This is a genomic window from Paenibacillus sp. SC116, from assembly GCF_024733555.1.
In the GTDB taxonomy this organism is placed as follows: Bacteria; Bacillota; Bacilli; order Paenibacillales; family Paenibacillaceae; genus Paenibacillus_B.
Genome location: NZ_JANIOF010000004.1, coordinates 45,125 through 70,022 on the forward strand (window position 1 = coordinate 45,125; position 24,898 = coordinate 70,022).

At 37.9% G+C, this 24,898-nt stretch carries 29 protein-coding genes and 2 pseudogenes; 23 read left to right on the forward strand and 8 right to left on the reverse strand.

All coding sequences use genetic code 11. The annotated features are described in order from the left end of the window. Nucleotides 1-569: 569 nt before the first annotated feature. The gene (bla, locus tag NQ117_RS16365) at nt 570-1,514 is read right to left on the reverse strand and encodes a class A beta-lactamase (protein WP_258279431.1); all 945 of its coding nucleotides are present in this window, start codon (nt 1,512-1,514) and stop codon (nt 570-572) included. A 220-nt stretch (nt 1,515-1,734) separates the two neighbouring features. Here bla and NQ117_RS16370 point away from each other — a divergent pair, with 220 nt between their 5' ends. The 4 genes and pseudogenes from NQ117_RS16370 to NQ117_RS16385 all read left to right on the forward strand — a co-directional run bounded on the left by NQ117_RS16370 (nt 1,735) and on the right by NQ117_RS16385 (nt 4,870). Continuing rightward, complete coding sequence (locus NQ117_RS16370) at nt 1,735-3,507, forward strand: BlaR1 family beta-lactam sensor/signal transducer (protein WP_258279432.1); 1,773 nt, start codon at nt 1,735-1,737, stop codon at nt 3,505-3,507. Nucleotides 3,508-3,525: 18 nt separating this feature from the next. Next, nucleotides 3,526-3,906, forward strand: coding sequence for a penicillinase repressor BlaI (gene blaI / locus NQ117_RS16375; protein ID WP_258279105.1), 381 nt, complete (start codon nt 3,526-3,528; stop codon nt 3,904-3,906). Nucleotides 3,907-4,019: 113 nt separating this feature from the next. Continuing rightward, nucleotides 4,020-4,259, forward strand: a pseudogene (locus NQ117_RS16380) (Y-family DNA polymerase); the annotation flags it as partial. 143 nt (nt 4,260-4,402) lie between these two features. Continuing rightward, entirely contained in the window at nt 4,403-4,870 is a 468-nt protein-coding gene (locus tag NQ117_RS16385; protein ID WP_258279106.1) for a VanZ family protein, read from the forward strand. Between the two features lie 221 nt (nt 4,871-5,091). On the opposite strand, the gene NQ117_RS16390 is transcribed toward NQ117_RS16385, so the two are convergent. After that, the gene (locus NQ117_RS16390) at nt 5,092-5,439 is read right to left on the reverse strand and encodes a winged helix-turn-helix transcriptional regulator (RefSeq protein WP_309137887.1); all 348 of its coding nucleotides are present in this window, start codon (nt 5,437-5,439) and stop codon (nt 5,092-5,094) included. 240 nt (nt 5,440-5,679) lie between these two features. On the opposite strand from NQ117_RS16390, the gene NQ117_RS16395 reads away from it, so the two are divergent. The 3 genes from NQ117_RS16395 to NQ117_RS16405 are packed head-to-tail and all read left to right on the forward strand — an operon-like array spanning nt 5,680 to nt 7,791. Beyond that, the gene (locus tag NQ117_RS16395) at nt 5,680-6,687 is read left to right on the forward strand and encodes an LLM class flavin-dependent oxidoreductase (RefSeq protein ID WP_258279107.1); all 1,008 of its coding nucleotides are present in this window, start codon (nt 5,680-5,682) and stop codon (nt 6,685-6,687) included. Between the two features lie 28 nt (nt 6,688-6,715). Further along, on the forward strand, nt 6,716-7,633 hold the full coding sequence (locus NQ117_RS16400; RefSeq protein ID WP_258279108.1) for an NmrA family NAD(P)-binding protein: 918 nt from the start codon (nt 6,716-6,718) through the stop codon (nt 7,631-7,633). 32 nt (nt 7,634-7,665) lie between these two features. Beyond that, the gene (locus tag NQ117_RS16405; RefSeq protein WP_258279109.1) at nt 7,666-7,791 is read left to right on the forward strand and encodes a YfbM family protein; all 126 of its coding nucleotides are present in this window, start codon (nt 7,666-7,668) and stop codon (nt 7,789-7,791) included. Between the two features lie 207 nt (nt 7,792-7,998). Here the strand turns inward: NQ117_RS16405 and NQ117_RS16410 are convergent, their stop codons facing one another. Both NQ117_RS16410 and NQ117_RS16415 read right to left on the reverse strand, forming a co-directional pair. Next, nucleotides 7,999-8,388: a VOC family protein gene (locus NQ117_RS16410; protein ID WP_258279110.1), complete on the reverse strand. Its 390-nt coding sequence runs from the start codon at nt 8,386-8,388 to the stop codon at nt 7,999-8,001. 15 nt (nt 8,389-8,403) lie between these two features. Next, complete coding sequence (locus NQ117_RS16415) at nt 8,404-8,763, reverse strand: winged helix-turn-helix transcriptional regulator (protein ID WP_144991247.1); 360 nt, start codon at nt 8,761-8,763, stop codon at nt 8,404-8,406. A gap of 231 nt (nt 8,764-8,994) precedes the next feature. Between NQ117_RS16415 and NQ117_RS16420 the strand changes: the two genes are divergently transcribed. The 14 genes and pseudogenes from NQ117_RS16420 to NQ117_RS16485 all read left to right on the forward strand — a co-directional run. Further along, a complete protein-coding gene (locus tag NQ117_RS16420; RefSeq protein WP_258279111.1) occupies nt 8,995-9,642 on the forward strand; it encodes a nitroreductase family protein in 648 nt (215 codons plus the stop codon). Between the two features lie 218 nt (nt 9,643-9,860). Then, nucleotides 9,861-10,853, forward strand: a complete 993-nt coding sequence (locus tag NQ117_RS16425; protein ID WP_258279112.1) for an LLM class flavin-dependent oxidoreductase — start codon at nt 9,861-9,863, stop codon at nt 10,851-10,853. Between the two features lie 58 nt (nt 10,854-10,911). Then, a complete protein-coding gene (locus NQ117_RS16430; protein ID WP_258279113.1) occupies nt 10,912-11,154 on the forward strand; it encodes a DUF896 domain-containing protein in 243 nt (80 codons plus the stop codon). Continuing rightward, a complete protein-coding gene (locus NQ117_RS16435) occupies nt 11,151-11,630 on the forward strand; it encodes an Rrf2 family transcriptional regulator (RefSeq protein ID WP_258279114.1) in 480 nt (159 codons plus the stop codon). The genes NQ117_RS16430 and NQ117_RS16435 overlap by 4 nt, the downstream gene beginning before the upstream one ends. 66 nt (nt 11,631-11,696) lie before the next feature. Beyond that, entirely contained in the window at nt 11,697-11,978 is a 282-nt protein-coding gene (locus tag NQ117_RS16440; protein WP_258279115.1) for a putative quinol monooxygenase, read from the forward strand. A 710-nt stretch (nt 11,979-12,688) separates the two neighbouring features. Next, nucleotides 12,689-13,081: a hypothetical protein gene (locus NQ117_RS16445; RefSeq protein WP_258279116.1), complete on the forward strand. Its 393-nt coding sequence runs from the start codon at nt 12,689-12,691 to the stop codon at nt 13,079-13,081. A 213-nt stretch (nt 13,082-13,294) separates the two neighbouring features. Beyond that, complete coding sequence (locus NQ117_RS16450) at nt 13,295-13,921, forward strand: hypothetical protein (RefSeq protein ID WP_258279117.1); 627 nt, start codon at nt 13,295-13,297, stop codon at nt 13,919-13,921. 16 nt (nt 13,922-13,937) lie between these two features. Then, a complete protein-coding gene (locus tag NQ117_RS16455; protein WP_258279118.1) occupies nt 13,938-14,129 on the forward strand; it encodes a hypothetical protein in 192 nt (63 codons plus the stop codon). Nucleotides 14,130-14,863: 734 nt separating this feature from the next. Next, nucleotides 14,864-15,370 (forward strand): hypothetical protein, encoded by a 507-nt coding sequence (locus NQ117_RS16460; protein WP_258279119.1) that lies wholly within the window; start codon nt 14,864-14,866, stop codon nt 15,368-15,370. Between the two features lie 270 nt (nt 15,371-15,640). Further along, a complete protein-coding gene (locus NQ117_RS16465) occupies nt 15,641-16,078 on the forward strand; it encodes a hypothetical protein (protein WP_258279120.1) in 438 nt (145 codons plus the stop codon). Beyond that, nucleotides 16,075-17,130 (forward strand): protein kinase domain-containing protein, encoded by a 1,056-nt coding sequence (locus NQ117_RS16470; RefSeq protein WP_258279121.1) that lies wholly within the window; start codon nt 16,075-16,077, stop codon nt 17,128-17,130. Before NQ117_RS16465 ends, NQ117_RS16470 begins: the two co-directional genes overlap by 4 nt. 227 nt (nt 17,131-17,357) lie before the next feature. Continuing rightward, nucleotides 17,358-17,930 carry a hypothetical protein gene (locus tag NQ117_RS16475; RefSeq protein ID WP_258279122.1) on the forward strand — a complete coding sequence of 191 codons (573 nt, stop codon included), beginning with the start codon at nt 17,358-17,360 and terminating at the stop codon, nt 17,928-17,930. A 327-nt stretch (nt 17,931-18,257) separates the two neighbouring features. After that, nucleotides 18,258-19,361 (forward strand): DUF3626 domain-containing protein, encoded by a 1,104-nt coding sequence (locus tag NQ117_RS16480; RefSeq protein ID WP_258279123.1) that lies wholly within the window; start codon nt 18,258-18,260, stop codon nt 19,359-19,361. A gap of 301 nt (nt 19,362-19,662) precedes the next feature. Beyond that, nucleotides 19,663-19,848 (forward strand): annotated as a pseudogene (locus NQ117_RS16485) (DUF3626 domain-containing protein); the annotation flags it as partial. Nucleotides 19,849-20,102: 254 nt separating this feature from the next. Here the strand turns inward: NQ117_RS16485 and NQ117_RS16490 are convergent. From NQ117_RS16490 to NQ117_RS16500, 3 genes are all read right to left on the reverse strand, one after another. After that, nucleotides 20,103-20,510, reverse strand: a complete 408-nt coding sequence (locus NQ117_RS16490; RefSeq protein WP_258279124.1) for a hypothetical protein — start codon at nt 20,508-20,510, stop codon at nt 20,103-20,105. A gap of 211 nt (nt 20,511-20,721) precedes the next feature. After that, entirely contained in the window at nt 20,722-21,135 is a 414-nt protein-coding gene (locus tag NQ117_RS16495) for a hypothetical protein (protein WP_258279125.1), read from the reverse strand. A gap of 195 nt (nt 21,136-21,330) precedes the next feature. Next, nucleotides 21,331-22,098 (reverse strand): thermonuclease family protein, encoded by a 768-nt coding sequence (locus NQ117_RS16500; RefSeq protein WP_258279126.1) that lies wholly within the window; start codon nt 22,096-22,098, stop codon nt 21,331-21,333. 149 nt (nt 22,099-22,247) lie between these two features. On the opposite strand from NQ117_RS16500, the gene NQ117_RS24205 reads away from it, so the two are divergent. Then, nucleotides 22,248-22,424: an IS3 family transposase gene (locus NQ117_RS24205; protein ID WP_375163082.1), complete on the forward strand. Its 177-nt coding sequence runs from the start codon at nt 22,248-22,250 to the stop codon at nt 22,422-22,424. Nucleotides 22,425-22,527: 103 nt separating this feature from the next. On the opposite strand, the gene NQ117_RS16510 is transcribed toward NQ117_RS24205, so the two are convergent. Beyond that, nucleotides 22,528-22,968, reverse strand: a complete 441-nt coding sequence (locus NQ117_RS16510) for a hypothetical protein (protein WP_258279127.1) — start codon at nt 22,966-22,968, stop codon at nt 22,528-22,530. Between the two features lie 357 nt (nt 22,969-23,325). Here NQ117_RS16510 and NQ117_RS16515 point away from each other — a divergent pair, with 357 nt between their 5' ends. Continuing rightward, nucleotides 23,326-24,783 carry an aldehyde dehydrogenase family protein gene (locus NQ117_RS16515; RefSeq protein WP_258279128.1) on the forward strand — a complete coding sequence of 486 codons (1,458 nt, stop codon included), beginning with the start codon at nt 23,326-23,328 and terminating at the stop codon, nt 24,781-24,783. The last annotated feature ends 115 nt before the right edge of the window (nt 24,784-24,898 follow it).

The window sequence follows — 24,898 nt, forward strand, 5'->3', positions numbered from 1 at the left end:
TTATCAAGAATTTTAAATCGAACGGATATAGCTATACGACATCAAATTGAAGATAGAAAGAAAATGCAGGGTGAAAAGGGATGGATCATGCCGAGATAGTTAGAATAAAAGTAAACAAACCATGCACCCGGATATATAAATTGATACTGTATTAATTCTTTCAGAACATAAGAAGTGGGAAAAGTGCCTTTAATTCTACAGGTACTTTTTTTATTGGATCGATCCTAAATTCTGATTATTAATGTATGTGAGAAATTCGGGGAAAGTATGAAAATATATTGTTTTAAGAAAATATCGAAGGTAACTGTTATCAAAATGATTTTTGTAATAAACCGTTCATACTAGGCGCTATGCGGAGGCGCTTGTGAGCAGCATATACGATGCTAAACGATAATTTTCGCATTTATTTTACTTCGACTTGAACATATTCTTTTGTTCATGTATAAAACACCTCTAGGTTCGATTAGTATTTAAAAATATCGACCAGAGGTGTTTTTATTTGTCCTACTATTTATTCTGAGGAGAGCACTTCAGTAGATACCACGGGTAAGTGCTCTTTTACAGTATCATCATGAATTGTTAGAAAATGATTGAACAATCACTTTTGTAGCCTTTTCGATGAGTTCATTATTAAAACTTGCATCTTCTTCCTTGCGACTCGACATGATTGCAATAATAATCGGATCTCCTTTTGGTGGCCACACAATCGCTATATCATTTCGTGTTCCATATCCACCAGCTCCGGTCTTATCTCCGACTTCCCAACCTTCTGGTACACCAGCTCGAATAAGAGCATCACCTGTAGTATTCCCTTTTAGCCAATTTGTGAAAATTTCTTGCTTATCGGCAGGAAGATAATCACTAGTTCCAAGCACCTCAAGAGTAGTTGCAAGTGCTTTAGGAGTACTCGTATCGCGTGAATCCCCAGGAGTAGCTTCGTTCAATTCTGGTTCGATACGGCTAGCCATTGTAGTATTATCACCAATTTCTCGTAAAGCCTTTTCAAACCCAGCTGGTCCACCTAATTCTTCGAACAGAAGATTTCCTGCTGTATTATCACTATACTGTATCGCTGCTTCAGCTATCTTTCCTAGACTCATCCCTTTGTTCACGAACTTTTCTGTAACCGGAGAATAAGTAACAATATCTTCAGCAGTAAATGTCCTTATTTCCTCAAGTGCTGATATCGGATTTTGCTGTAATACAATACCGGCAGCTAGGGCCTTAAATGTAGATGTATATGCAAATCGTTCGTCCTCACGAAATTGAACCGTTTCTTTTGTTCCTGTGTCAATAGCATAGACCCCAAGTCTTGCATCGTATTCCTTCTCAAGCTGTTCAAATTTCTCCACTGTGTTTTCTATTTTGATTATATTTTCTGACGGTTGGTTCGTTCCCACTGTCTGTTCTGTTTCTAATGGTTGTACAGGCTGTTTGTTCCCACCTAAACAGCCTGTAACAATAAGTGCCAAACTTAGGGGTGCTAGCATTTTATAAAATCTTCTTTTGTTCATCATGTAAAACCTCCAAAATTAATTGTTTAGAATCTTATGTACAAATTAAAAAACAGCTTTTTTCAATTTGTGTCACAGGATTACATTTGTAGTCGTATTACAACTGTAGTATAGTATTACATGTGTAGTCTAATTGCGTCAACTTTTATTTTTTTATCATCATGCTAATATATGCTATGTATCTATTTTTAAATATTTAAGAGAGTTGGTGTTGAAGCGGATGTTTTTAACCCATTTTATAATTGGCCTATTGGTGTCTTCATTTTCCATTACTGTTATTCTACTTATACGCAAATGGTTTGGGAGACAACTAACAGCAAAATGGCACTATCATTTATGGATGTTTCTTTTTATCACATTAGCAATTCCGTTCATACCTTCTCATTTATATACTTTTAGTTCTCTCTTTAGCAGTGGGGATACTTATCAAGCTGCTACACTTGGCTCTAGTGTAGGGATAAACGGAAATGATATGATACAGGGCCTACACCTGATACAAGACTTGTCTGTATCTGTTAATCGGCTGGATCTATCCTTACTTCATATAGGAGTTATGGGAATATGGATGGCAGGAGTATTATTATTAACTTTTACTACGATTCGTGGGTGGATTAAACTGAGAAGGATACAGAATGATTCTCATACGCTTTCTAATCAAGAAGTTCTTGTGCTGTTTGAAGAATGTAAAAAAAGACTGCAGATTAAAAAATCGATAAAAATTGTTGCTTCCAAAAGAGTCCAATCTCCAATGATATTCGGACTTTTTCAAACCTATATCGTCGTACCTTCTGAGCATGAAGACTGGCTCACCTTGAAGCATTACGAGCATATCTTTCTTCATGAACTGAATCACTATAAAAACAAGGATTTGCTGACAAATTACGTGATATTGTTCTATCAAATCATGTACTGGTTTAATCCTCTCGTCTGGCTTGCTTTTAGAGAAATGAGAGTAGATCGGGAAATCGCGTGTGATACATCTGTGTTACATCTACTAGATGATCATTCCGTTCGCGAATATGGGCATACACTCATTCATTTTGTGGACCCTTCGAAACGATCCAATAAACTACCGTTAGTAACACAAATAAACGGATCGAAGAGTCAAATCAAAAAACGAATTGAACAAATCTCTGCTTACAAGTCTGGCGCGAAGAAATCAATAAGAAAAAGCGTCTTTATTTATGGGCTGGCCAGTATCATTTTGGCAGTCCAATTGCCTATTGTTTCTGCATTTTCTACAGAGAACGACCAATACTATTTTAATAATGACGGGACCGTTTATGAGGATTTACATCCATTCTTTAAGGGGTATGAAGGAAGCTTTGTTCTATATGATTCTAGTGCAAAACAATATAGCATTTATAATGAAGAGAAAAGTACATTGCGAGTATCACCTGATTCCACATACAAAATTTATAGTGCCTTATTTGCCCTAGAATCAAATGTGATATCACCCGAAGAATCCACCCTTTCATGGGATGGTACGGAGCAATTCCATGACGCTTGGAATATGGATCAGGATATCTCATCTGCCTTACAAAAGTCTGTAAACTGGTATTTTCAAGAACTAGATCGTAGAACAGGATTTGAAACTATACAATCTAATCTACAGGACATAAACTATGGAAACTCCAATATATCTGGGGGATTAGATGAATTCTGGCATGAATCCTCATTAAAGATTTCTCCAGTCGAGCAAGTGCAGCTACTGAAAGCCTTTTACAACAATCAATTGGGATATAAGGAAATGCATATCGAAGCTGTAAAGAATGCACTGCTCTTAGAAAAAAATGAAGAAACTAGCCTATCGGGAAAAACAGGTACAGGAACAGTGAATGGAAAAAGCATCAATGGTTGGTTTATCGGGTATGTAGAGACGAACAATAATACTTATTTCTTTGCTACCCATATAAACAACGAAGATCATGCATCTGGAAGCAAGGCTGCAGAAATTACTTTATCAATTTTACAAGATTTAGGGGTATATTAACAAACGGGGGAGATAAATATGGAGAAAAACATTCCTAGTATATCAGAATCAGAATGGGAAATCATGAACGTACTGTGGGATAAAGCTCCTCAAACGGCGAATGACATCATACTTTCTTTACAGGAAAGTACGGATTGGAAACCTAAAACGATACGCACGCTTCTTGATCGCTTAGTCCAAAAAAATGTAGTAGGTGTCAATAAAGATCTAAGGGTGTACACCTTTTATCCACTCTATCTACAGGAAGAGTGCCAGCGTGCTGAGGCCCAATCATTTATCAAGCGTATCTATGGAGGTACCGTGAAATCTATGCTTGCCCAATTCATTCAGGAAGATAGCCTATCCGATGATGATATTAATGAACTGCGCAATATTTTAGATAAGCAGCCTAAAAAGTAATAATATTGAAAAAAGCGATTTGGAAAATTCCAAATCGCTTTTTGTCATAAGCTTTCTTCATTTATAAAGTGCTATTAAATCTGATTTTTTAGCGTGGGTTTTATGTCATTTGGCGGGCGATTCAGCAAAAAGCGCTGAGTCAAACCGGAGTAAGAGCTAGAATCGGGATTAGCTCAAATAAAATACTGGCTAAAATTGCGACAGATATATGGGCTAAGAAAAATAAAGAGGGTATTTTCACGCTGCCGCCAACGGATGTGGAGGAGCTGCTGTGGCCGTAGCCCGTAAACAAGATGTTTGGTGTGGGCTCACGGATGACAGCTCAAGGATCAAGAGTATCAGCTGACCTTATTTGAAGATCAAGTCAAAGCTAGAGCGTTGGGATAAGGCGACGGATTTGATTGAAAATCGCTATGGCAGCGCAGCGCTTTATACGAAAGTAGCGAAGCTGCTTGCTAGAAGTATGTATTAGGATTTACGGAAGGAGGTTCCGAACTTGATAAGATACATAAATATTAAGAACATTTTTATCATCTATCTTGTTGCTTTAATTATTATGGTAGTCCTTAAAGGTGATCTTAGTGATGTACTAGCGAGAATGGAAAGTATAATAGAGCAGCGAAATGAGGGGAACTGGAATATAAGTTTGACACCATTCGAATCAATATCATCGGTTCTCGACTCTTACAATCGCCTTGGTATCAATATAGTGACCGTTAAAGTAGCTATTCTTAACATTATTGGATTTCTTCCTATGGGTTTTTTGTTGCCTTTGCTCAAAAAAAATAACACGTCATTTATAAAAACAATGTTAAAGTGCTTGGTGTTTATACTAATTATCGAAATCATTCAATTCATAGCTTGTATTGGTGTAGCAGACGTAGATGATGTAATTTTAAATTTATCAGGCTGTATAATAGGGTACATTTTTTATTTAATAGTAAGACCAGTCATTAAATGGTGACCTAAATATTATATTGAAAATTATCAAGACCTAAACTTAAGGAAATCAAATAAAATAAAGGGTTCTACATATTATGCATGACTAATATGTGGAACCCTTTATTTTTAATTAACGTGTCCCGTTAGCTTAATAAATAATGAATAACGTAATATGAGAAACGAATAACGAATCCCCTAATAGTAACGCTAATTGTGTTTAGCGACTATCAAAAAACAAGTATATCAAGTAATTATCAAATGGGTTTTATCCTTCAAATTCTCTTCCCCCCAATCATACATTGCCTCTATAATTGGAAAAAATTTTAATCCTAAATCTGTTAATGAATACTCTACTCTTGGCGGAACTACCTTGAATACTTCACGATGGATTAATTTATCCTGCTCCAGTTCCCTCAACTGTTTTGTCAACATGGCCTCAGTAATTTCCGGGAAACATCGACGGATCTCTCCAAAACGTCTAGGCTCCTCTGAAAGATACCATAGTAGTAAGAGTTTCCATTTCCCTCCTAACATTTGTTGAACTTTTGCTAAAGCACAGTCAGGTGAATGGAACTTAGTATTTTTAGTCACATTTCTCCTCCTAAAATAACTAATTAAAATCTCATTACTATCAAAAAACATAGTACCTATTAAAAATAACAGTACTTGTTATTATCGCTTATAAGAAATAAGGTAATAGTACCACGTTTGCTGTGGTTTTTAAATAATTGTTTCATGAAGGATTATGAAGGAACAACTTTACGTGAACATTTAGGAGTACCTTATCAATATGGACGTGAAAACAATCAATAGAAAGGATGTAGGCAGAACATGGTTCAACGTCTATCTATATTGGATATGGCTCCAGTCGATCTAGAAACATCAGCCAAACAAGCTTTAATAAATTCGGTTAAACTAGCGAGTAAAGCGGATGAACTAGGTTACGAACGCTTTTGGGTCACGGAGCATCATAATATTTCCTCCGTAGCCAGCGCTTCGCCCGAACTTTTAATCGGTCAAATAGCTGCGAATACGCAGCGCATACGGGTTGGTTCAGGTGGCGTCATGCTTCCCAATCATTCTCCGTTAAAAGTAGCTGAGAACTTCAAACTACTGGAGACATTTTACCCAGATCGCATTGACTTAGGTGTGGGCCGTGCACCTGGAACTGACAGTAAAACTGCGCTTGCCTTACGTCGCTCTAAGAATTCATTAAACGCAGATGATTTACAGGGGTTGCTTCGTGAATTAAGAGGATATGACCATCCTTCAGAGTCGTTGTCTGATTCATTTGCTCAGATAATTGCGATGCCACAAGACGCACCACTTCCGCCAATCTGGATTCTAGGCTCCAGCCCTTATAGTGCCCAACTTGCGGCAATTGAAGCAGCCAACTACTCTTTTGCATATCATTTTAATCCTGCAGGGGCAAAAGAAGCCATCTCATTGTATCGCAAGCTTTATCAAGCAAATCATGGAGTGTCAGCACCAGATGTTATATTAGGCGTTTCAGTAATCGGCGGAGATACGGATAAAGAAGTGGAATATCAAAAAAGAATCCTAAGTTTAAAATTTTTACAAAGCTTAGGGCACTTTAACGGTGTTGATCCACTGAAGGCACATGAGTTACAGTTTTCTGAAACGCATCATCAAGCTACGCAATCGTTTTTATCTACTAATGTAATAGGTACATGGGGCGAATTGAAGCCAAAACTGGACTATTTGGCGGATACCCTAAGTGTTCAAGAACTCATCGTGTCAACTGCCCAAGAAGGCTTTGATACGCGATTAAAATTGTATGAGAAACTTGCTGAACTCTATAATCTTCAACCAAACTAAAAATATACACATGAAAGGTGATATCAACATGAATAATCAAAAATTGATTTTAGTTACGGGCGCTACTGGATTACAAGGAGGTACTGTTGCAAATGAAGCATTAAAACAGGGATTTAAAGTTCGTGTTTTAGTTAGAGATGAAAATTCTTCTAAAGCCCAGGCACTTATTCAAAAAGGGGCAGTAGCTGTAGTAGGTAACTTCGATGACCCATCCTCTTTGGAAAATGCTATGAAAAATGTCGATGCTGTTTTTTCTGTGCCGATATCTGGAGTGGATACCAATGAAACGGATAGAGAGAGAAAACAGGCTTTTGCATTAATTCAAAGTGCAATAAAAAGTGGCGTAGAACAATTTGTGCATACTTCCGTTGCAGCCACAAGCAGATATACTGAATTCCCAGAATGGGGAACAGGTTATTGGTTTGAGAAATACTGGACAGATAAGTGGGATATAGAGGAAGCTGTTCGTTCAGCAGGCTTTTCTTCATGGACTATCGTGAAACCAGCAGCTATTATGGAAAATTTCACTGAAAAAGCTGAGTTCATGTATCCTCATTTAAAACAAGGGGAAATAAAAACGGTTACGTTTGCGGATACACGTATAGATCACATTGCAGCTGAAGATATTGCTTCTTTTGTTTGTGCTGCCTTTGCAAATCCTAAAAAATTCAATGAACATAATATTGAGTTAGCTGCCGAATCGCTGTCATATAAAAAAATTGCCGAGATCATCTCGGAGGTAACAGGAAAAGAGATTAAAATCTTAACACTTAGTATTGAAGAATCATTAGAGCAAGGAACTCATCCATTAATTGTACGATCTCAGCAATGGGATAACGTAGCTGGTTATAATGTAGATATTGATTTATTAAAGACTTACAATATTAAATTAACTTCGTTTAAAGAGTTTGCAGAAAAATATAAAGACAAGTTTAAAATAGATTAACCGCCAGTTAGATGAAAAAGCAGCCGATCACAATGAGCGGCTGCTTTCATAATTGTAACGAGTTCTTTGCCTACATACTTCAGTATTTTAACGAAATCCGGCGTTTCTACAGCCAAGCTGCCGCCGAGGGTAAAGGTATCATCTTTTATATTTACTGATAGGTGCTTGTATCAAGTCTATATCAGGCTGGTAAGGAAGCGAGTTAACAAATATGCGGTGAAAAGGGGTATCTTTAAAGTCGTGGGGAAGTGACTTTTGAGATACCCCTATTGTATGTAAGAGAGCTGTTCATTTTCGTTTATAAAATGAAGCCTGCTTTCGTGAAGATGTCGCTATTAGATAGATGTAATGTGCGTAGAGACACTTTAAGGCGCTACTAACTCGACCTTTATTCGGTCGGGGTCTTCGAAAAACAGAGCATAATAATGTTCTCCGCCCGCGAACGGATGCTTATCCTTATAAAGCAGATTCATTCCCTTGGCACGAACCTTTACAGTCAACGCATCCACTTGTTCTCGCGAATTCGCATGGAATGCCAAATGGTTCAGTCCTACCCGGCAACGATTGTATGGCACGTCCAAGTGCTTTTCTTTTGCTTGAACAAACACAAGGTAAGTGTCTCCTAATTTCCAACTACGACCTTCTTCCCATTGCTGATAGGGCGTATAACCAAGCTCTGACAGAAACCAACCCCAGAACTCAGCCGAACGTTTAAGGTCTGATACGTAAATCTCGATATGATGTAGTAATCCCACACTAACTCCCCCAAATTAAAGCTCTTCATTACCATTTCTTACGGTAACTTCACCGTTTGGATACCTGAACTTGATATAATCTCCGCCCCAATCACACAGCACTTTCAATACCTCTTTCAATGACTCCCCATATTCAGTGAGGGTGTATTCCACTTTTGGAGGCACTTGATTGTACACTTTTCGCACGATTAGACCGTCTTGTTCAAGCTCTTTTAATTGTTCGGTCAGCATCTTTTGTGTAATGCCGGTTACCAAGCGTTTTAATTCCCCAGTCCGTATAGGGCCTCTCGTTAAATGATACAAAATATGAGCTTTCCACTTTCCTCCGATAACTTCTAGAACCACTTCGATTCTATTGTTGTATTGCTTCTGCATACGTAACTCCTTTGGTTTTTCTATAGGTACTTTTTCGTGCCTATGTTACGAAGTCGTATCTATATCACGAAAAAGTGCGTACTTTTCAATAATTTTGCTATGTAGCATAATAGGTTTTGTTAGCAGCTGATGTTAAGTAAGTAGTAAATAAAAAATCACCTTATACCGTCGTTAACATCTCGCTCATAACTAATTTTATTATACAAAAAATATTTTGGAGGTTGTACAAATATGAATACAGCTAACCGCAATGCAAACTTTTATGATGTGATTCGCGACCGTCGTTCGGTTCGTGTCTACGACCCTTCTTATAAAATCTCGGACGAAGAAATTAAAGAACTTCTTGGCGAAGCAATGCTTGCTCCGAGCGGCACGAACCTAAACCCTTGGCGCTTTATGGTCTTCACAGACCCTGAATTGAAACAAAAGCTGCTTCCACTGGCATTGGGGCAAAAGCAAGTAGCAGATGCATCCGCAGTCATTCTCGTATTGGGCGATATGGACGCTTATACCGTTGAGAACGCAGATAAAATCAACCAAAGAGCTGTAGATGCTGGCTACATGACCGAACAAATTAAAGAAACGATTAACAACAGTGTGCAAGGCTACTACGGTTCCGTGAGTGAACAAACGAAAAAAGAATGGCAAATGCTTGACGGTGGTCTTCTCGCGATGCAATTGATGCTTGCAGCAAAAGCAAGAGGCTATGACACCGTACCAATGCTTGGCTACAACACAGAAGAATTCCGCAAAGAATTCAACGTTCCAGACAACTTGGTCAACGTTCTTATGATTACGCTTGGAAAAGCAGCACAACCAGGCTTCCCAACGGTACGATTGGGTGTGGATGAAGTAACAACTTGGAACGGAAACATCTAATCTTCATTTTATTATAAAGCATTCTTCTTAGATGGGAACCGCCCAATCATCGGGGCTTACGAAATGGGTTAGAGGTAGGGGGTTCCCCTAGAGGATGTTGGAGTCACAGGTGCACTACCATCATTTCGTTATGATTGGCAGCACATTAGGTACGCATTTTTATTTCATCTAATTACAGATATTATGTATCCACATTAACAACGAAAGAAGGTCATATTGTGAAACTAAGTGTGTTGGATCAAACACCAACTTCAAACGGACAAACGTCTCAACAAACGCTGCAAAACTCGGTTGAGCTAGCTCAACTTGTAGATAAATTAGGCTATAACCGAATCTGGTATTCGGAGCACCATGGTTCTGAAAATTTAGCTAGCGCATCACCGGAAATATTGATTGCTCACATTGCGTCTGTTACTAATCAGATTCGGGTTGGATCGGGTGGAATTATGCTGATGCATTACTCTCCGCTGAAGATGGCTGAACTATTTAAAACATTGTCGACTTTGTATCCGAACCGAATTGACTTTGGTGTAGGCCGTGCGCCAGGTGGTGATTGGCATAGTACGCTTGCGCTGCATGAAGGCAAGAAACCAAGAATGGATAATCAGTATGAAAAGTTGAAAGAAACAATGATGTTTATGACCGAAACGATGCCGGAAGATCATCCTTATCACAACACGTTGGCTGCTCCATTTGGCGGGACCTTACCTGAAGTATGGCTGTTGGGCTCTAGCGGCAGCAGTGCGGCACAAGCTGGACAGTTCGGTATTGGATATTCATTCGCACAATTTATTAGCGGGCAATTATCTGTTCCGATGCTAGATGCTTATCGTTCGAACTTCGTTCCTTCGGAAATCATGCCTAATCCTCAAGTCAATGTTGGTTACTTTGTCATGGCAGCTGAAACAACCGAAGAAGCCGAATATCATGCAGCAAGCCTTGATTTGAACTTGTTGTTTATGGAAAAAGGGATGCCGTTTAAAGTATTGTCCCCAGAAGAAGCTCTCAATTATTCTTACACGGAAATGGACAAAATGCGCATCCAGCATAACCGCAGCCGCTTCCTAGTAGGAAGTGCAAAAGAAGTTGCCAATACGCTGCGCGACCATGATGAGCAATTCGGTATTAACGAAGCTGTGTTGGGTACGATCAGTCACAGTCATGAAGCAAGACTAAAATCGTATGAATTGCTTGCTAAGGAACTTTTATAAGCGACTTCTATAAAGATTTTTATAAATAACTCTATATAAGGAAAGGAAGAGGAAGAACATGATTAACATACTAGATCGGATCAACGTACTAGCTCGAAAAAACAAAGCAGGTGGTTTAACTCCAGCAGAGCTAGAAGAACGCCAGCTATTGCGACAGCAGTACTTGGGCATTATTCGAGGACATGTAGATAAGTCTTTCCATGCGATCACATTTCTAGATGCTCAAGGACATGATGTTACTCCTAAAAAGCTGACACAAGAACAAGAGCAGTCATCCGTACAAATGATTGATGCCATATGAAAATGACGACTGGCGTGGAACAAGCCGTATATGCTTTGCTGCTTCTTAATCGTTTGCCTAAGAACGCTGTGTTGTCAGGTGAATCATTAAGTCAGCAGCTGCAAGTTTCTCCAACTTATTTGCAAAAGTTAATGAGAAAGCTTGTCCAAGCAGGGCTTGTTTCCTCCGTGCCAGGTGTAAAAGGTGGGTTTCGCTTAATCGCTGATCCCGCGAGCATCCACATCTACGATGTATTTGTCGCTGTAGAGGGTGTAGAAGCTCTGTATCGTTCCAATGGAGTATTTCAAGCGGTGTTTCAGTTGAAAGAAAACAGAACTTGTTTATTATCTGATGTGATGAATGAGGCGGAACATGCTTGGCGGACGATCTTGCAACGTACTACAATCGCTTCTTTGCATGAGGCTGTGCAAGACACGGCATCGAATGATTCCATTCATAAGGTGGATGCTTGGTTAAAAGAGAAGATGGTGCGATAACAAGCTCATTGTTAGTAATGAGAGGAAGAGCTGCAATTAGAGATTCATATACGAGGGGGAGAGAGAATGTTTGTTAGAGTGGTTACTTTTAAAAGTAAAGCAGGAAAAGAGGAGCGGGTGCGGAAGTTAGGACGGGAAACGCTGGTGCCTATTAATCAAGAGGCAGGTTCGGTGCATGTCTATTTCTTGGAGCCTCATGCAGACAACGATTTGTTTGGTGTAGTAAGTATATGGAGGGAACAAGAAACACTGGAGACGATGAAAAATAGTGAACAATATCGTGAATTGATTCAGGAGCTGGCTCCTTTGGTTGAATCGTTGATAGATACGGTTTATGTGTCGGATTAGATCCAGTGGCAGCCGTATACGGAAAAGTGTATAGCTATAAAGATAATGAAGCCTAATTTCTTAGTAAGTACGGAACGTACTGAGAGATTAGGTTTTGTTGTTGTGAGGGACTTATGCGTGCTGGAGCCTTAAAAAGGAGCGGGCGGTATGGGCAGGGGGGCTTATACAAAAATGACGATATCTAAACTTATTATATTTTATGGATTAGACTAAAATATTCAGTTTTTCTTTCAGGATAATTTACTTTTTGTGGAACTTCGTGTATTTATTGAATATCGCTTATTAAAAAGAGAATCGTATGCATAATGTTCTAGTTAATTCATCCATAAAGAACTGATGACTGTAACAGTTTCTAATATTTTTTTCATGTTAGAAAATTCATACTGAACTAAAAGCGTATTATATTCAGCCAATCTCTTTTTGTGGTAATATTAGGAATGTGAGTTAGATCAGTGCTGGTGAAAAATGAGTAACAAAAACTCGAAGATTACTGATAATGTAGGAGTTCAAGCCAAGTTAAAGAAATCTTTGATGGATTACCCAATGCTCCTAACATGCATGAATAAAGGGCTATGCCACCTTTGCAAGAAGTAAAGTCGAAGAAATGGAACTGGATGAACGAATTGTTATGTATTTAATGTAGGATAGTCATCATTATTGTAGAACTAGCTTTTGCAGAAGCAAAAATAAGAATTGATGGGGAACCTTATATGAATCGAAAAGATGGATACAACAAAGATGTAAAAGGTAAAATTGGCGGTCTTGATGTTGTTAAGGATGACTTTAACGCTGAATTTGTCATTAATAAGGCAGGAGCAAAGATTTATAAAGACTTGGCCAGACATTGTATTTTAGAAATTCCTACACTGAAAAATCAAGCTGGAAATGGAAAGGTGTATGAAGTATTAAGCGTAGGGGTTATGTCGGGCATTCCAATTGCTACTGTTAAAATTGGTGGTTTACCAGTCACGTTTAGACTTCCACCTGACCTAATTGGATGGTGTCAGCATAGCATGGGAATAGCAATGCAGGGCGTTAGGCTATTTCCTACAAAGGTGGAGTTCGGTCAGTTAAATGGAAGGCACTACGCAGAATTGATTTAAATATAATTTTTAAAGTTTAATACATAAAGTTGTTAGTGCATTGTGAAGTGTGTAGCGAATACCCGCAACTGGCTCATGAGTTAAACCCTCCACACATCAAAGCGGAGGGTTTTGTATGTCAATTTTCCTTTATTGGATATAAATGAAATACGGGCTTTGTGGTACAATTTCATAGTTCTATATGTACATAATGTAATAAAAGGGGCAGTGTTAATGTCTGAAAAGGCGAATGATGAAGAAGAGAAAAAGAATGAATCTAATAAAGACGAAAATGTAAAGAAAGATGGAGCTGAAAAGAAAAAAGACAGTGAATCAGGTGGGAATGTATCAGATGAAAACAATGATAAATTACCATCTGCCAAATTGCTTCTTTCAGTAGCTCAGAAAGAGAATGATTATGAAATTGACCGTAAGAAAACATTTGAAACAAGGTCTGCTGTGTTTGTTGCCTTTACTGGCGTTTTAATAACCCTGATAACTAAAATAATAGAATCGAAATACTTTGATAATGTTCAGCCAGCAGAATTTATCAGTTACGCAATTAAGTTTGGTTTATTTTTATTACTCCCTTCTATTTTATTGATTGTGGCTGTTTACTGTTTCTTATACGTAATGATTCCTAGAAGTTATGTAAGGTTTGATTTGGAAGGTTTCGAAAAGCAAACAGCAAAACTACCAGAAGAACAAAGCGCTCTATTCTTAATGGAAAAGTATCGAGACGTTGTTAATACAAATAGTATAGTGAATACTAGGAAAAGCGTATATTTTAGAATAGGCGTTATTACAATAGGAGTTGCGGCATTGCTTGTCGGAGTGATGACCTTCATTGTTTTTGTTTAATAGGGAGGTGATAAATATGTCAGGGAACGATAGTACTAGTAAAAATAATCCATTCATGAAAAAAGGGAGCCCTACAACAAGTGGAAATAATCCATTTACTACGAAAATGATAAAAGAGGATGCTTCTGAGGGATTGAAGCGCGAGTTCTTTGAAGCCAAGCGAGAACTTACTGAAAGAAAGCAAGAGACACAAAATGATAATGACTAAGTCAGAAGGGCGGGAGCTCATCCCGTCCTTTTGTGTACAAGCTTACAATAATGTTTAGCTTGATGGATAAGCTTAATAAATGAATTATAATTTTTTATTATTGATGTTACCTTAGAATAGTGAAAAAATGTATATGGATATTGAAATTGAGGAAGTGATTTAAAAAGGAGACTAAACCTGAAAAGGATTACAGCAGGTATTTTAATTTCAGTGACGCAAAGCTTATAAGTGAAGAAGATGGTAAAAGCACGCACAGAATCAAGTGGCGCAATATTCAAATCAACTTAGTTCCATTGTACAAGGACGAGAAGAAGAGGGACATAGAAAACATCAAGGTTTATTACGATTTTTCTATTCCAGAGGAAATGCGGGAGTTTGGGAAGGGCAAACATTATGCAATAATGACTTGCAGTTGCATAATAATGAACATGACCCTGATGGAAAAGCAAAGATCGACCTATATGTACCAATAAAGAAGAGAGATATCAGATAAAGAAGAGAGATATCAGATTGTAAATTCGAAGAAGTCGCCGACATCTTATAACAATGTGTTCACGTATCTGCGGACAAGCCGCCACGGTCCCGATAGAAAAGTCGAGGAAGTAGATGCCGGGACACACTTGCACCACCTAACCGCATCGCGGCCGCCCAACGTGGCTTAAGGTGGTGAGAAGTCGTGAGCACGGGAACGTTATACGAAAGACTTTTGAAAAATACAGTATTGGGTGATATTGATGAAGTTTACTGATTTAGTTGAGGGTTTAGAAATGATTGTTGAATATAAGATACGAGACGCAATAGGGAAAACAATTAGTGAATTAAATAAAAGGAATGTATTATCAGCATCATTTGCAAGCGATGATATTATTAATTCTGGATTCATTGAACTTAATATTCAGATTGTCAGTATTATTGAGCAATTTAGTAATTTAAAGTTGCTGAAAAAAGCTGAAATCACACTTCTTAAAGAGGGAATTAATAAAGTAATAGATAGTCAAAGTAAATTGTTAATCGATGAAGCGACAAAAGTGACAAGTTTTGAACCGAATTACTTAAAATTAAAATATTCTATAAAGGAATCAAAAAGGATATTAAATATCCAGATTGAACGTTTACTAAGAGAAAAGAGGCAAAAAACTATAAGTATTTGGTGGGATATTTTAAAGATAGCTATTACGGCAATTATTGCAGGGTTTATTGGAGGGTATATAAAAGACATTTTTTTTATGCAAAATCAATGATGAAACGTACTTTGTATAACATCATATCTACGCTGCGGGCGGTTCGGCCCTTGGTTCGCCAGAAGAGATAGGCAGAGGAGTAGATTCAGTTCACAACTCTGCAAGGCTAAGTCTGTCGGACCCAGTCGCTGGCGCTACTTTAAGCTTCTCGGGCTCGGAGATACAAGTACGTTAGGTGAAATAATCGAAAATCTAAGATAAAACGACATTTTCTATCACTATGTTTTTGTGGTAAAATTTCTATATTAAATTTTTCTATTGTCAAAGGGGATGTTACATATTATTATTTTAGGTTTTTCAATTAGTTCAAATGAAATATACGTATCTACTTTTAATAAGCATGAACGTTCCTTGGCAATCGAAAAGTTTGTTTTGTCTAATGATTCCGGGGAGTCTCTTAGAGAACTTTACAATTATATTCAAATGATAATTAAGAGATTTACGGAAATTGATAGTTTAATTTTAGAAATCGCTTCAAATGGACAAAGAAGTCCTTCAATTCAGCGAGTAAAGGCTGAAGGAATTATTGACTTGGCGATAGCTGACTTTGGGTATGCTGAACAATTAACTAAGATAAAAACACAAAAGACTAAAAAGAAATTTAAAGAACTTCCGACAAATCCATTATGGGTTAGTTTTAATCAAATTAGATATTCATCTAAAGCTCAGCAAGTGATCGCTTACTTGTTGTTAGAGGAAATAATATGAGTAGTGATGCTTCTAATCTATCTATGTATCAAGATTTCTTCCTAAAAGAAAGAAATATTAAATTGGAGACAGAGATATTTGAAGGTTCTAGTGTAGCATTTCAAGGTTATCATGAAACTTTTAAAAAAAAGGTATTCGTTAAATTTATTTCAATTCCCTGGGAAGAAGACCAAAACATTGAACATGAAGTTGAAACACTTATTAAACTAAGAGATAAACAAAATATTGTGAATGTATTTGATTCATTTATTGACTCACAGACTGGGTCGCAATTAGTCATTGTTACAGAATATCTTGAGGGAAAAACTCTTGATAAATTTTGTGGACTATCTCAAATATCTTTAAAACAGGCAATTGATATCGTCATGGAATTAATAGTAGGTGTTAGTGATGTACACAATCTTGGGTTAGTTCATCGTGATTTGAAACTCGAAAATATCATTTATGATGGTAGTAAGCCAATAATTATTGATCTAGGCTCTGTCAAGTCTATTGGTGCAAAAGTAACGATTGAAGATCCAATACCTTATATGTATAGATCATCTGAAGTATTTTCAAAAGGAATATATTCAATTCAATCAGACATTTATCAAATAGGATTAATCCTTTTTCAATTAGTTAATGGATTACTACCAGCGGACGTAGAATTTTATGCTCAGTTAGGCAAGGGAAAATTAGGTCCTGAAAACATCTATGAAGAGGGAATAAAACAATTAATGAAGCTTGTTACAAAAGATCAGTTGATAAATGTGATTCCTAAATTACCTATATATTGTTTAAAAATAAATAGAATAATAAATAATGCGATAAAACTACGTTATAAAACGTTAGATTCATTTTATAAAGATTTATCTAAAACAAAGAGTGAAGTACCTGACTGGGTAATCCAATCTGACAGTGAATATTTATGTAAAGAATGGAAAAGAAAGAAATATAGAGTAGTAAGGAATGAAGAGGGATATAGGATTTTCAGTCAGACATTAATTAGAACAAAAGAGCTTGTTCAAGTTAAATCCTCCTTAGAGCTTAATAAATTTTTTCAGAACATATAATTTAATTTCGAAAACCCATCTTACATAAGTTGTGAGATGGGTTTTAATATTTATTTGTATCTCAATGAAGCCGAGCACCTAACAAAGTATTTACGCATTGGGCATTCGCCCTTGGTCTACGAGAAGTATTTAGCAGAGGAGCAAAGGACACATCCGACTTCGTCGACGTCGTGAACACAAGAACGTTATATAATAGTATGTAGGTGATAAGATAGGAGGTCATATTCATGGGTATTTTTGAAGAATTCGAGGCAAGAAAGATAGCAGGAGAAAAATTATCTTTAGACGATCTTGTAGAAGAAGATCTAAGAACGATGTTTATAGAAGAACATGTATCAGACTCTATGTTATCTCAATTGTTTAATGTAAAAAAATCAAAAATTACATATAGACGAAGAAAGCAAGGAATAACTATTAGAAATTCTATACTCGATGATTATTTGTTTGTTAAAAGCGAACATGCAAAAGAATTGAATAAAAAAGTAAAAGCTGAACTTCTAGTTGACGAGAACCTAACGATGATTGCGAAAGCACTTACGCATTTTGCATTTAGAAATGGTCCTATTGAAGATATGCATGCAAATCCCAATAACCAACTATCTGATTCTGATATGAAAACTTTAAATAAATTCATGGTGAATAGAATAGCGTATATTTTCAAATTAATTATTGAAAAGCGATGGATTGAATTGGATTTTTTAATTAGACAAATAGATCGATGGTATGGTCATGGATGGGATGCTGCAATACCTGATGATGGAGATACAAGAAAAATAATTGAGTTAATGTTAAAAAAGTAATAACAGAATGACTCGTGAATTTGTTCCCGCTTCGCTCGACAGAAGCATATGGCTAGTAATTATGATTGACGGACACAGTTCGACATTCATCGAATATCGTAAACACAAAAGTTATGGGAAATGAATTTATTTTAGAAGGTGAACTGATGTGATCGCTACTATAGCAGATTTATTAGAGAAAAAAGGAGTAGAACAAATTAAACTCTTTTTGAAAGTTAAACATTCTACCATGATAGGAGATATGTATGAAGGGTTCACCTCGTGTCTAGGTGGAGTTTAGAGAAATGAAAAATAATCAAGGACTCTCTTAACAGGTAGGTGATTCTAATGGTAAGTAAGCTATCGCATTCACAGCGCCAAGCTATCGATTATATTACCCAGTATGCCAGAACAAGAAAAAGTACTGCTCGAAAATCACTCATGGAAGTGCTCCAGATGTCCAATATCCCTTGGAGCACTTTTGAAAATGCTTGTACAAAGATCTTTTCGAACGCTAGGGTCGCACTGCATTTTCACCCTGACCGACTAACAGCAGATATGAAAACGGTGGCTCAGTCATTGCTGGAACAGGGGATTTACAAGAGTCAGTTTGAAACTCAGATTTCGAATGGTAGCGTATCCGCTTACTCGGGTGGCGGACGAGATCTATGGGAGAAAACACTGTTTGGCGGCGCTTATCAGTTAGATGGTGTGACTGATGATCAGCGTCCGAAGTATGGGGCGTTGGATGTAATGCTGAGCCCAGATGGTCCAGCTCCTCGGTTCGGCTCGTGTTACTTTCTCCTTGCACCAAATGTCTCTAAGCGATGTACGTATACGTATTTGGATTCGCATCAAGACCCAGCAGAAAAAGGTACATATGAAGAGTTTGAAGATATACTGGCAGCGATTTTTAAAGATGCATTTTTTCGAAATGATGCTATTGGTGAGAAGGAGCTGACACCTCAGAAATTAATCGATCATGTATTAATTAATTTAGAACAACCATTAAGAGATCCTTCAAATCGTAAGCCTAGTCGAAATCTTAACCACTATATTGAGTCTCAGGTTCATGGTGATATTACATTAAAGGAAGACGTGGACATTCTAGTTGCAGATCCTTCGTTCAAAGGTTCTTCCACGGGAAATATATTGGAACAAATGTGTATGAAGTATTCCATTGAACTGTATTGGCATATGGGATTCGTTATGAAAGCAGACGAAATACCTTCAGATTTCAGGGGACCAACGATGCCTTCTTTAGCTAAACGGATTGCACAAAACGGTTATATTGATGCCAATGTAATCGGGGCTGCCGCGTTAGATTTGAAACGTAATCCGGAAGTCTGGAAGGATAGAGGAAGCTACGAGGAAGTTCTTCAAGAGTTAAAATATATGTGGCATACACTCGTTCGATACGGAAACCGACAAATGAGTAAACCAATAAAATGAGAAGCAATTGATGAAGCTGTTTTCGTCTATACTCATCAATCCTTACTAAGGAGCTTTACTATGAAAAATTCTAGTATATTAGGTATATGTCTTATCGCACTCAGTGGTTTAGAACAAATTTTGATTTATATGATAAACAGTAGGGCTGACAGCTATGGAATGCTCCTACAGATAACCCCAGAATATATTTGGAGTATTCCCATGATTACACTTCTGCTTGGAGTTCTACTCATCGTTTTACCTCTAATACCTCACAAGAATCAAAACACGGCTGAGACGAAAAAAAATAAGGGTTAGATGCATGTCCAATATCCCTTGGAGCACATTTGAAAGTGCTTGTACAAAGATCTTTCCGAACACTAGGGTCGCACTGCATTTTCACCCTGATCGGCTAACTGCGGATATGAAAACGGTGGCTCAGTCATTACTTGAGCAGGGGATCTACAAGAGTCAGTTTGAAACTTATATTTCGAATGGCAGCGTATCTTTTAGGGCCTGTCTGCTGTAATTAACGTGCTCTTGTCATAAGAACAGCCCCAAGGATCTACATCCTGAACTGTGAACCGTAAGAGGTACTTTTTTTCAAAGTGTCCTACTTACGGGTCACAGTTCATATGCTGAGGCTCTTTTATTATGCATATATTATGATTAGATTTGTTGCTTGCTTCTTTCTTCACATAAAAACTAAGCCCCGATTTTACCTAGGGCTTAGTTTATTTAGTTCTGACAAGTGTTATAGTTCTAGTACAAATAAACACTCCAAGAAGTGTACGAATTCGCGACAAATACTGGAGTAGTATTGCCAGCTAGATAATTATAATTAGCATCAAGTGCAGACACTGATATAGTGTAACTATGTCCATAAGTTAAAAAATTAGTTTGAGCAGAATTCACATTGGAGGAATAATTGTGAACTGATTCGGTAACATTAGTTGTTTGGTTGTGAACGCGTACCTGGTAATACGATGCATTAGGAACAGAGTTGTACCAACCAATAACGGATCTTGGAGTGATAACTGAATTGTTACTGATGTTTTTAGATTCTTTGTTTGTGATAGTGGCTGTAACATGATTATTTTCCTGAGCAAAAGCTGGAACAGCAGAAGTTAATAGAGCAAAAGCCGCGAGACTGATAATGGTTTTTTTCATAGTTATTAGCTCCTTTTATAGTTATTTTGAAACATTTGGCACTTAACTGCTTCTATTAAATAAGTGATATTTAAAGGCATTTTAACAACCACGAAAATGAAAATATTTAAACCATCGCTGGAATAGTTTTGAATCTTGGGTTTAAGTGTACTTGGTGAGAGGACCTGTTTATGAATCTAGCAGCAGTAGGGGCTTATTTTTTAAGCACTATTTAATTCCAAAAAGCAGGGATAGAAGCCTCTGCAGAATCTGCCCTAAATACACCAGTAGAAGCAGTAGCAAGTTGAGCGTAGTTTGCGTTAAGTGCTCGTATCTGCACTGAATAATAATTTCCTCTTTTTAGACTCCAATCGGCAGCGTATCTATGGTTTTTTGAAACCAAGCCACTTGAATGCAATCTATTTTCTGTAACATCCCAATATGTGTATTCATACCATTCTGTACCATTGAAATAGTAATCCCAAAATACACTCGTTCTCATAGTGTTTAAAACGGAGATATCAGTTGTACTAATGAGCTTAGTTTCATTGGTATTGGTTGGAGTAATGATATTAGCTTGAGCAGATAGAGGAACAGCAGAAGTCAAAAGGGCAAAAGCAGCAAGACTGATAATAGTTTTTTTCATAAGATTATCACTCCTTATAAATTGTTTAAGATAGATTACAGAATAAAAAACTATGCTTTTACTCCTTTCTATCAATTATGGAGTATGTTTCAATATGTGGATTTCTACCGATAATATATCAATTTATTCCCAATAGATCCATGATAATCTTTCGACAAAATAAAAAGCCCTAGAGCAGGGCTTTTGTTGTATCATTCACACGCCACGCCACGCCACGCCACGCCACGCCACGCCATCGCCATCACGATCCAGCTTATTGCTATAGCTTGGATCGCCCTTGTGGAGTGTGGCAACTCCTGTGGCTTTCGCTGCCTTGCAATTCATATAGTACACCGTTGTTTCGACTTTTACATCTGGTTTAGCAGCGGGCTTGGGTGTTGAAGCGGGTTTCTCTGGCTGAGCAACTTCCGTATCGAAGCCCTCATCTGTTGCGTAGTTCTCGATACTCCATATACCTAGCTCGCTTTGCCGAGCCTGGTCTTGTATCTCTCTAAATTTATCTACATGTTTTACATTTGGAGCATATACATAGGCAACGCGAGCAAGTCCCTTTTCGAGAAGTAGCTCGTTAAACATCCTGTCATCAATCCATACATAAGCAAGCAGCCTGCCGTATTTGTCCCTTTCCGACATATCGATTTCTAACTCGATATCTTTGCCATCAAGTATCTTCTTAGCATATGCTGATGTTTCCGCCCCGAATGGCTGGACAGGCTTGCCACGATGCTTAGTCTCGGGCGTATCTACTAGTAACAGGCGGACATCTTCTGTTTTTCCATCAAAGCTCACCTCAATTGTATCGCCATCAATAACTCTGGTTACTTTAGCTGCAATACGGTTTTTATTCTCGGTGGCTTTAGTAGCGGGTTTGCCCTGTTGATTAGTTTGTGTTGCTGCAGGAGCAGCTTTCGACGGGGCAGTGCTTGGTTTAGCGTCTTCCTTGCCCGGAAGACTTAATGCCACGCACGTTTGGATGGCAGTTTACATCCGGAAGCCATCTTGCACTCTGATCAAGGTATGCATTACACGCATCCAAAAACACGAATACTCATTGCTACAATTGGGCTCAAGCAGTCCATGTCGCGTAAGGTAATTGTTGGGACAGTGCTTCCATGGAATCATTCTTTGGCCATATGAAAGATGAGGTTAACTTCATCGATTGCCAAACCATTGATGAAGTTAAAGTACGTGTTGCTGACTACATAAACTATTACAATTTGGAGAGATACCAGTGGGGATTAAAAAAGATGACCCCTGACGAGTTCAGAGGTCATCTACTTGCTTGTTAACTCTTTTTAACTGTCCACAATTGGGGTCACAGTTCATCCATCGGGGCTGTTCTTGTTTCATTTATATGGTGAGGATATGTTGTTTATCAAAGGGGTTATTAAATTACATAATAACCCAACCTCCGTTTTTTGCTTTAACACGAGTTACAACACCTTTACCAGTGACGAAACGAATACCCTGACGCTCATACTCGATAAATGGAAGATTAACTTCGACATGGCTGTACTTTGTGTTCGTTTCCAAAAAGGTTTCGATTTTGTCTAATTCTTTGTAACCTGTGTTAATCATGGATTCAAGTGCTGCTTTTTCGTTAGGCGCAAGAAGAGCAAGAATACCTGCTATTCCAGCTGCAACACCAACTGAGGTGCTTGCGATAAATACGAGCCCGAGAATGGTAGCTGAGGCACCCACGAGCTGAGCCAATTTATCACCGTTTGGTTTTTTAAAACCATGTTCATACATTGCGGTTTGCGCTTGTTTTGCTTTTCGAACCTCATCCAAAGATAAAATTACTTTCTTTGCATACTCTTTTGTAAATGCCATAATTATTAGCCCCTTTATCGTTTTTTTTGAAACAGTTGCTGTGCATGTAACTGCTTCACATATATATAAGTGAGTTTAAATGGCATTTTAACAACCACATAAATGAAAAACTTGAATAAGATTGTGTTTATATTCCGAAAATATTCCTGAGTCCTAGTAAGAGAATCTTTTTTCGAAGTCGTTTTTTTATATTTATGATGTCATAAAAATCATATTCTTTTCTTAAAATATGTTATTTTTAATAAGAATTATCTACAAATATGTGAACTTGCACAAAAATTAATTGAAATATACTTTTTAATTTTAAGGATTCGTGCATAATATAAGTGTCTGCCAATAAAAAGGGGGAGTTAGCAAATGACTGCATACAATAAGTTGAATCTACAATACATTTCTGGTGAATGGCGTGAAGGAAATAGCGTTACCACTTATGATAATAAAAATCCTTTTAACGATGAGATAGTTGCCCAAATAAAGCTTGCTAGCAAGGAAGATATTCATGAGGCATACATTTCAGCAGAAAAGGCACAGCTTTCGTGGGAAAAAGTAAGCGCTTTCGAAAAGGCAGATATAATGGAGAACGCAGTCTCCATTATGAAAGCTCGTCGAGAGGAAATCTGCGAGATCATTATTAAGGAGACCGGTTCTACTTATGCGAAAGCGAATGTTGAATTGGACTTTTGTATTGCGATCACAAGAGAAGCCGCAAGCTTCCCAATGAGAATGGGCGCAGAGATGGTACCATCTCTTGTTCCAGGAAAAGAAAATCGGGTATATCGCCGTCCTGTTGGTGTTGTTGGTGTCATTAGCCCCTTTAACTTCCCGATGTATTTGTCGATACGCTCGGTAGCACCAGCGTTGGCAACGGGGAATGGAGTTGTCTTGAAGCCAGATGAGCAAACGGCCATTAGTGGTGGCTTAATGGTAGCGAAAATTTTCGAAGAAGCGGGTCTTCCGAAAGACCTATTGAATGTAGTAGTAGCTTCGATAAGTGAAATTGGGGATAGCCTTACTGAGAACCCGATTCCACGAGTTATCTCGTTTACCGGATCTACTCCAGCAGGACTTCATATTGCTCAAATTTGCAGTAGAACGATGAAAAAGGCTGCGCTGGAATTAGGCGGCAATAACCCGATGCTTGTACTGGAAGATGCTGATGTGGATAGAGCGGTAAAATCGGCAGTGTACGGGAAGTTTTTCCATAGTGGTCAAATTTGTATGGCTATCAATCGAATTATTGTCCATGAAAGTATTTATGAAACATTCCTCGATAAGTTCGTGGAGGCAGCGAAAAAGCTTAAAGTCGGCGACCCAAGCGATCACGAGAATGTAATAGGTCCAGTCATTAACCGTAGAGCAGTGGAAAGAATTACGGCGACGATTGAAGAGGCGAAAAAGGAAGGCGCAACCGTTGTGCTGGAAGGGAAAGTAGAAGGGAACACGATTTCTCCTTATATTTTAACATCCGTAACCAATGATGTTGCAACTGCACGAAGTGAAATGTTTGGTCCCGTTGCGACAGTCATTCCTTTCAAAACGGAACAAGAGGGCATAGATATTGCGAACGACACTCCATATGGATTAAGCGCCGCTGTTTATGCAGGCTCTATCGAAAAAGGTGTCGAGGTCGCGAAGCAAATTGTATCTGGAATGGTCCATGTCAATGATCAAAGTGTTCATGATGAACCGTTAATTGCTTTTGGCGGCGAGAAAATGTCAGGATTGGGTCGCTTTGGGGGCAAATGGTCACTGGAGGAATTCACAACGATGCAGTGGATATCTACTCAGAACACAACACGTGAATATCCATTTTAAAGATGTGAATTGATTTGACTATATAGTCTACAATAAAAAAAACCTTGCAAGTTTTATGCAGCCAGTTGTCGATATTGTATCGGCGACTGGTTATTTAATTTCATTTGAATACGAA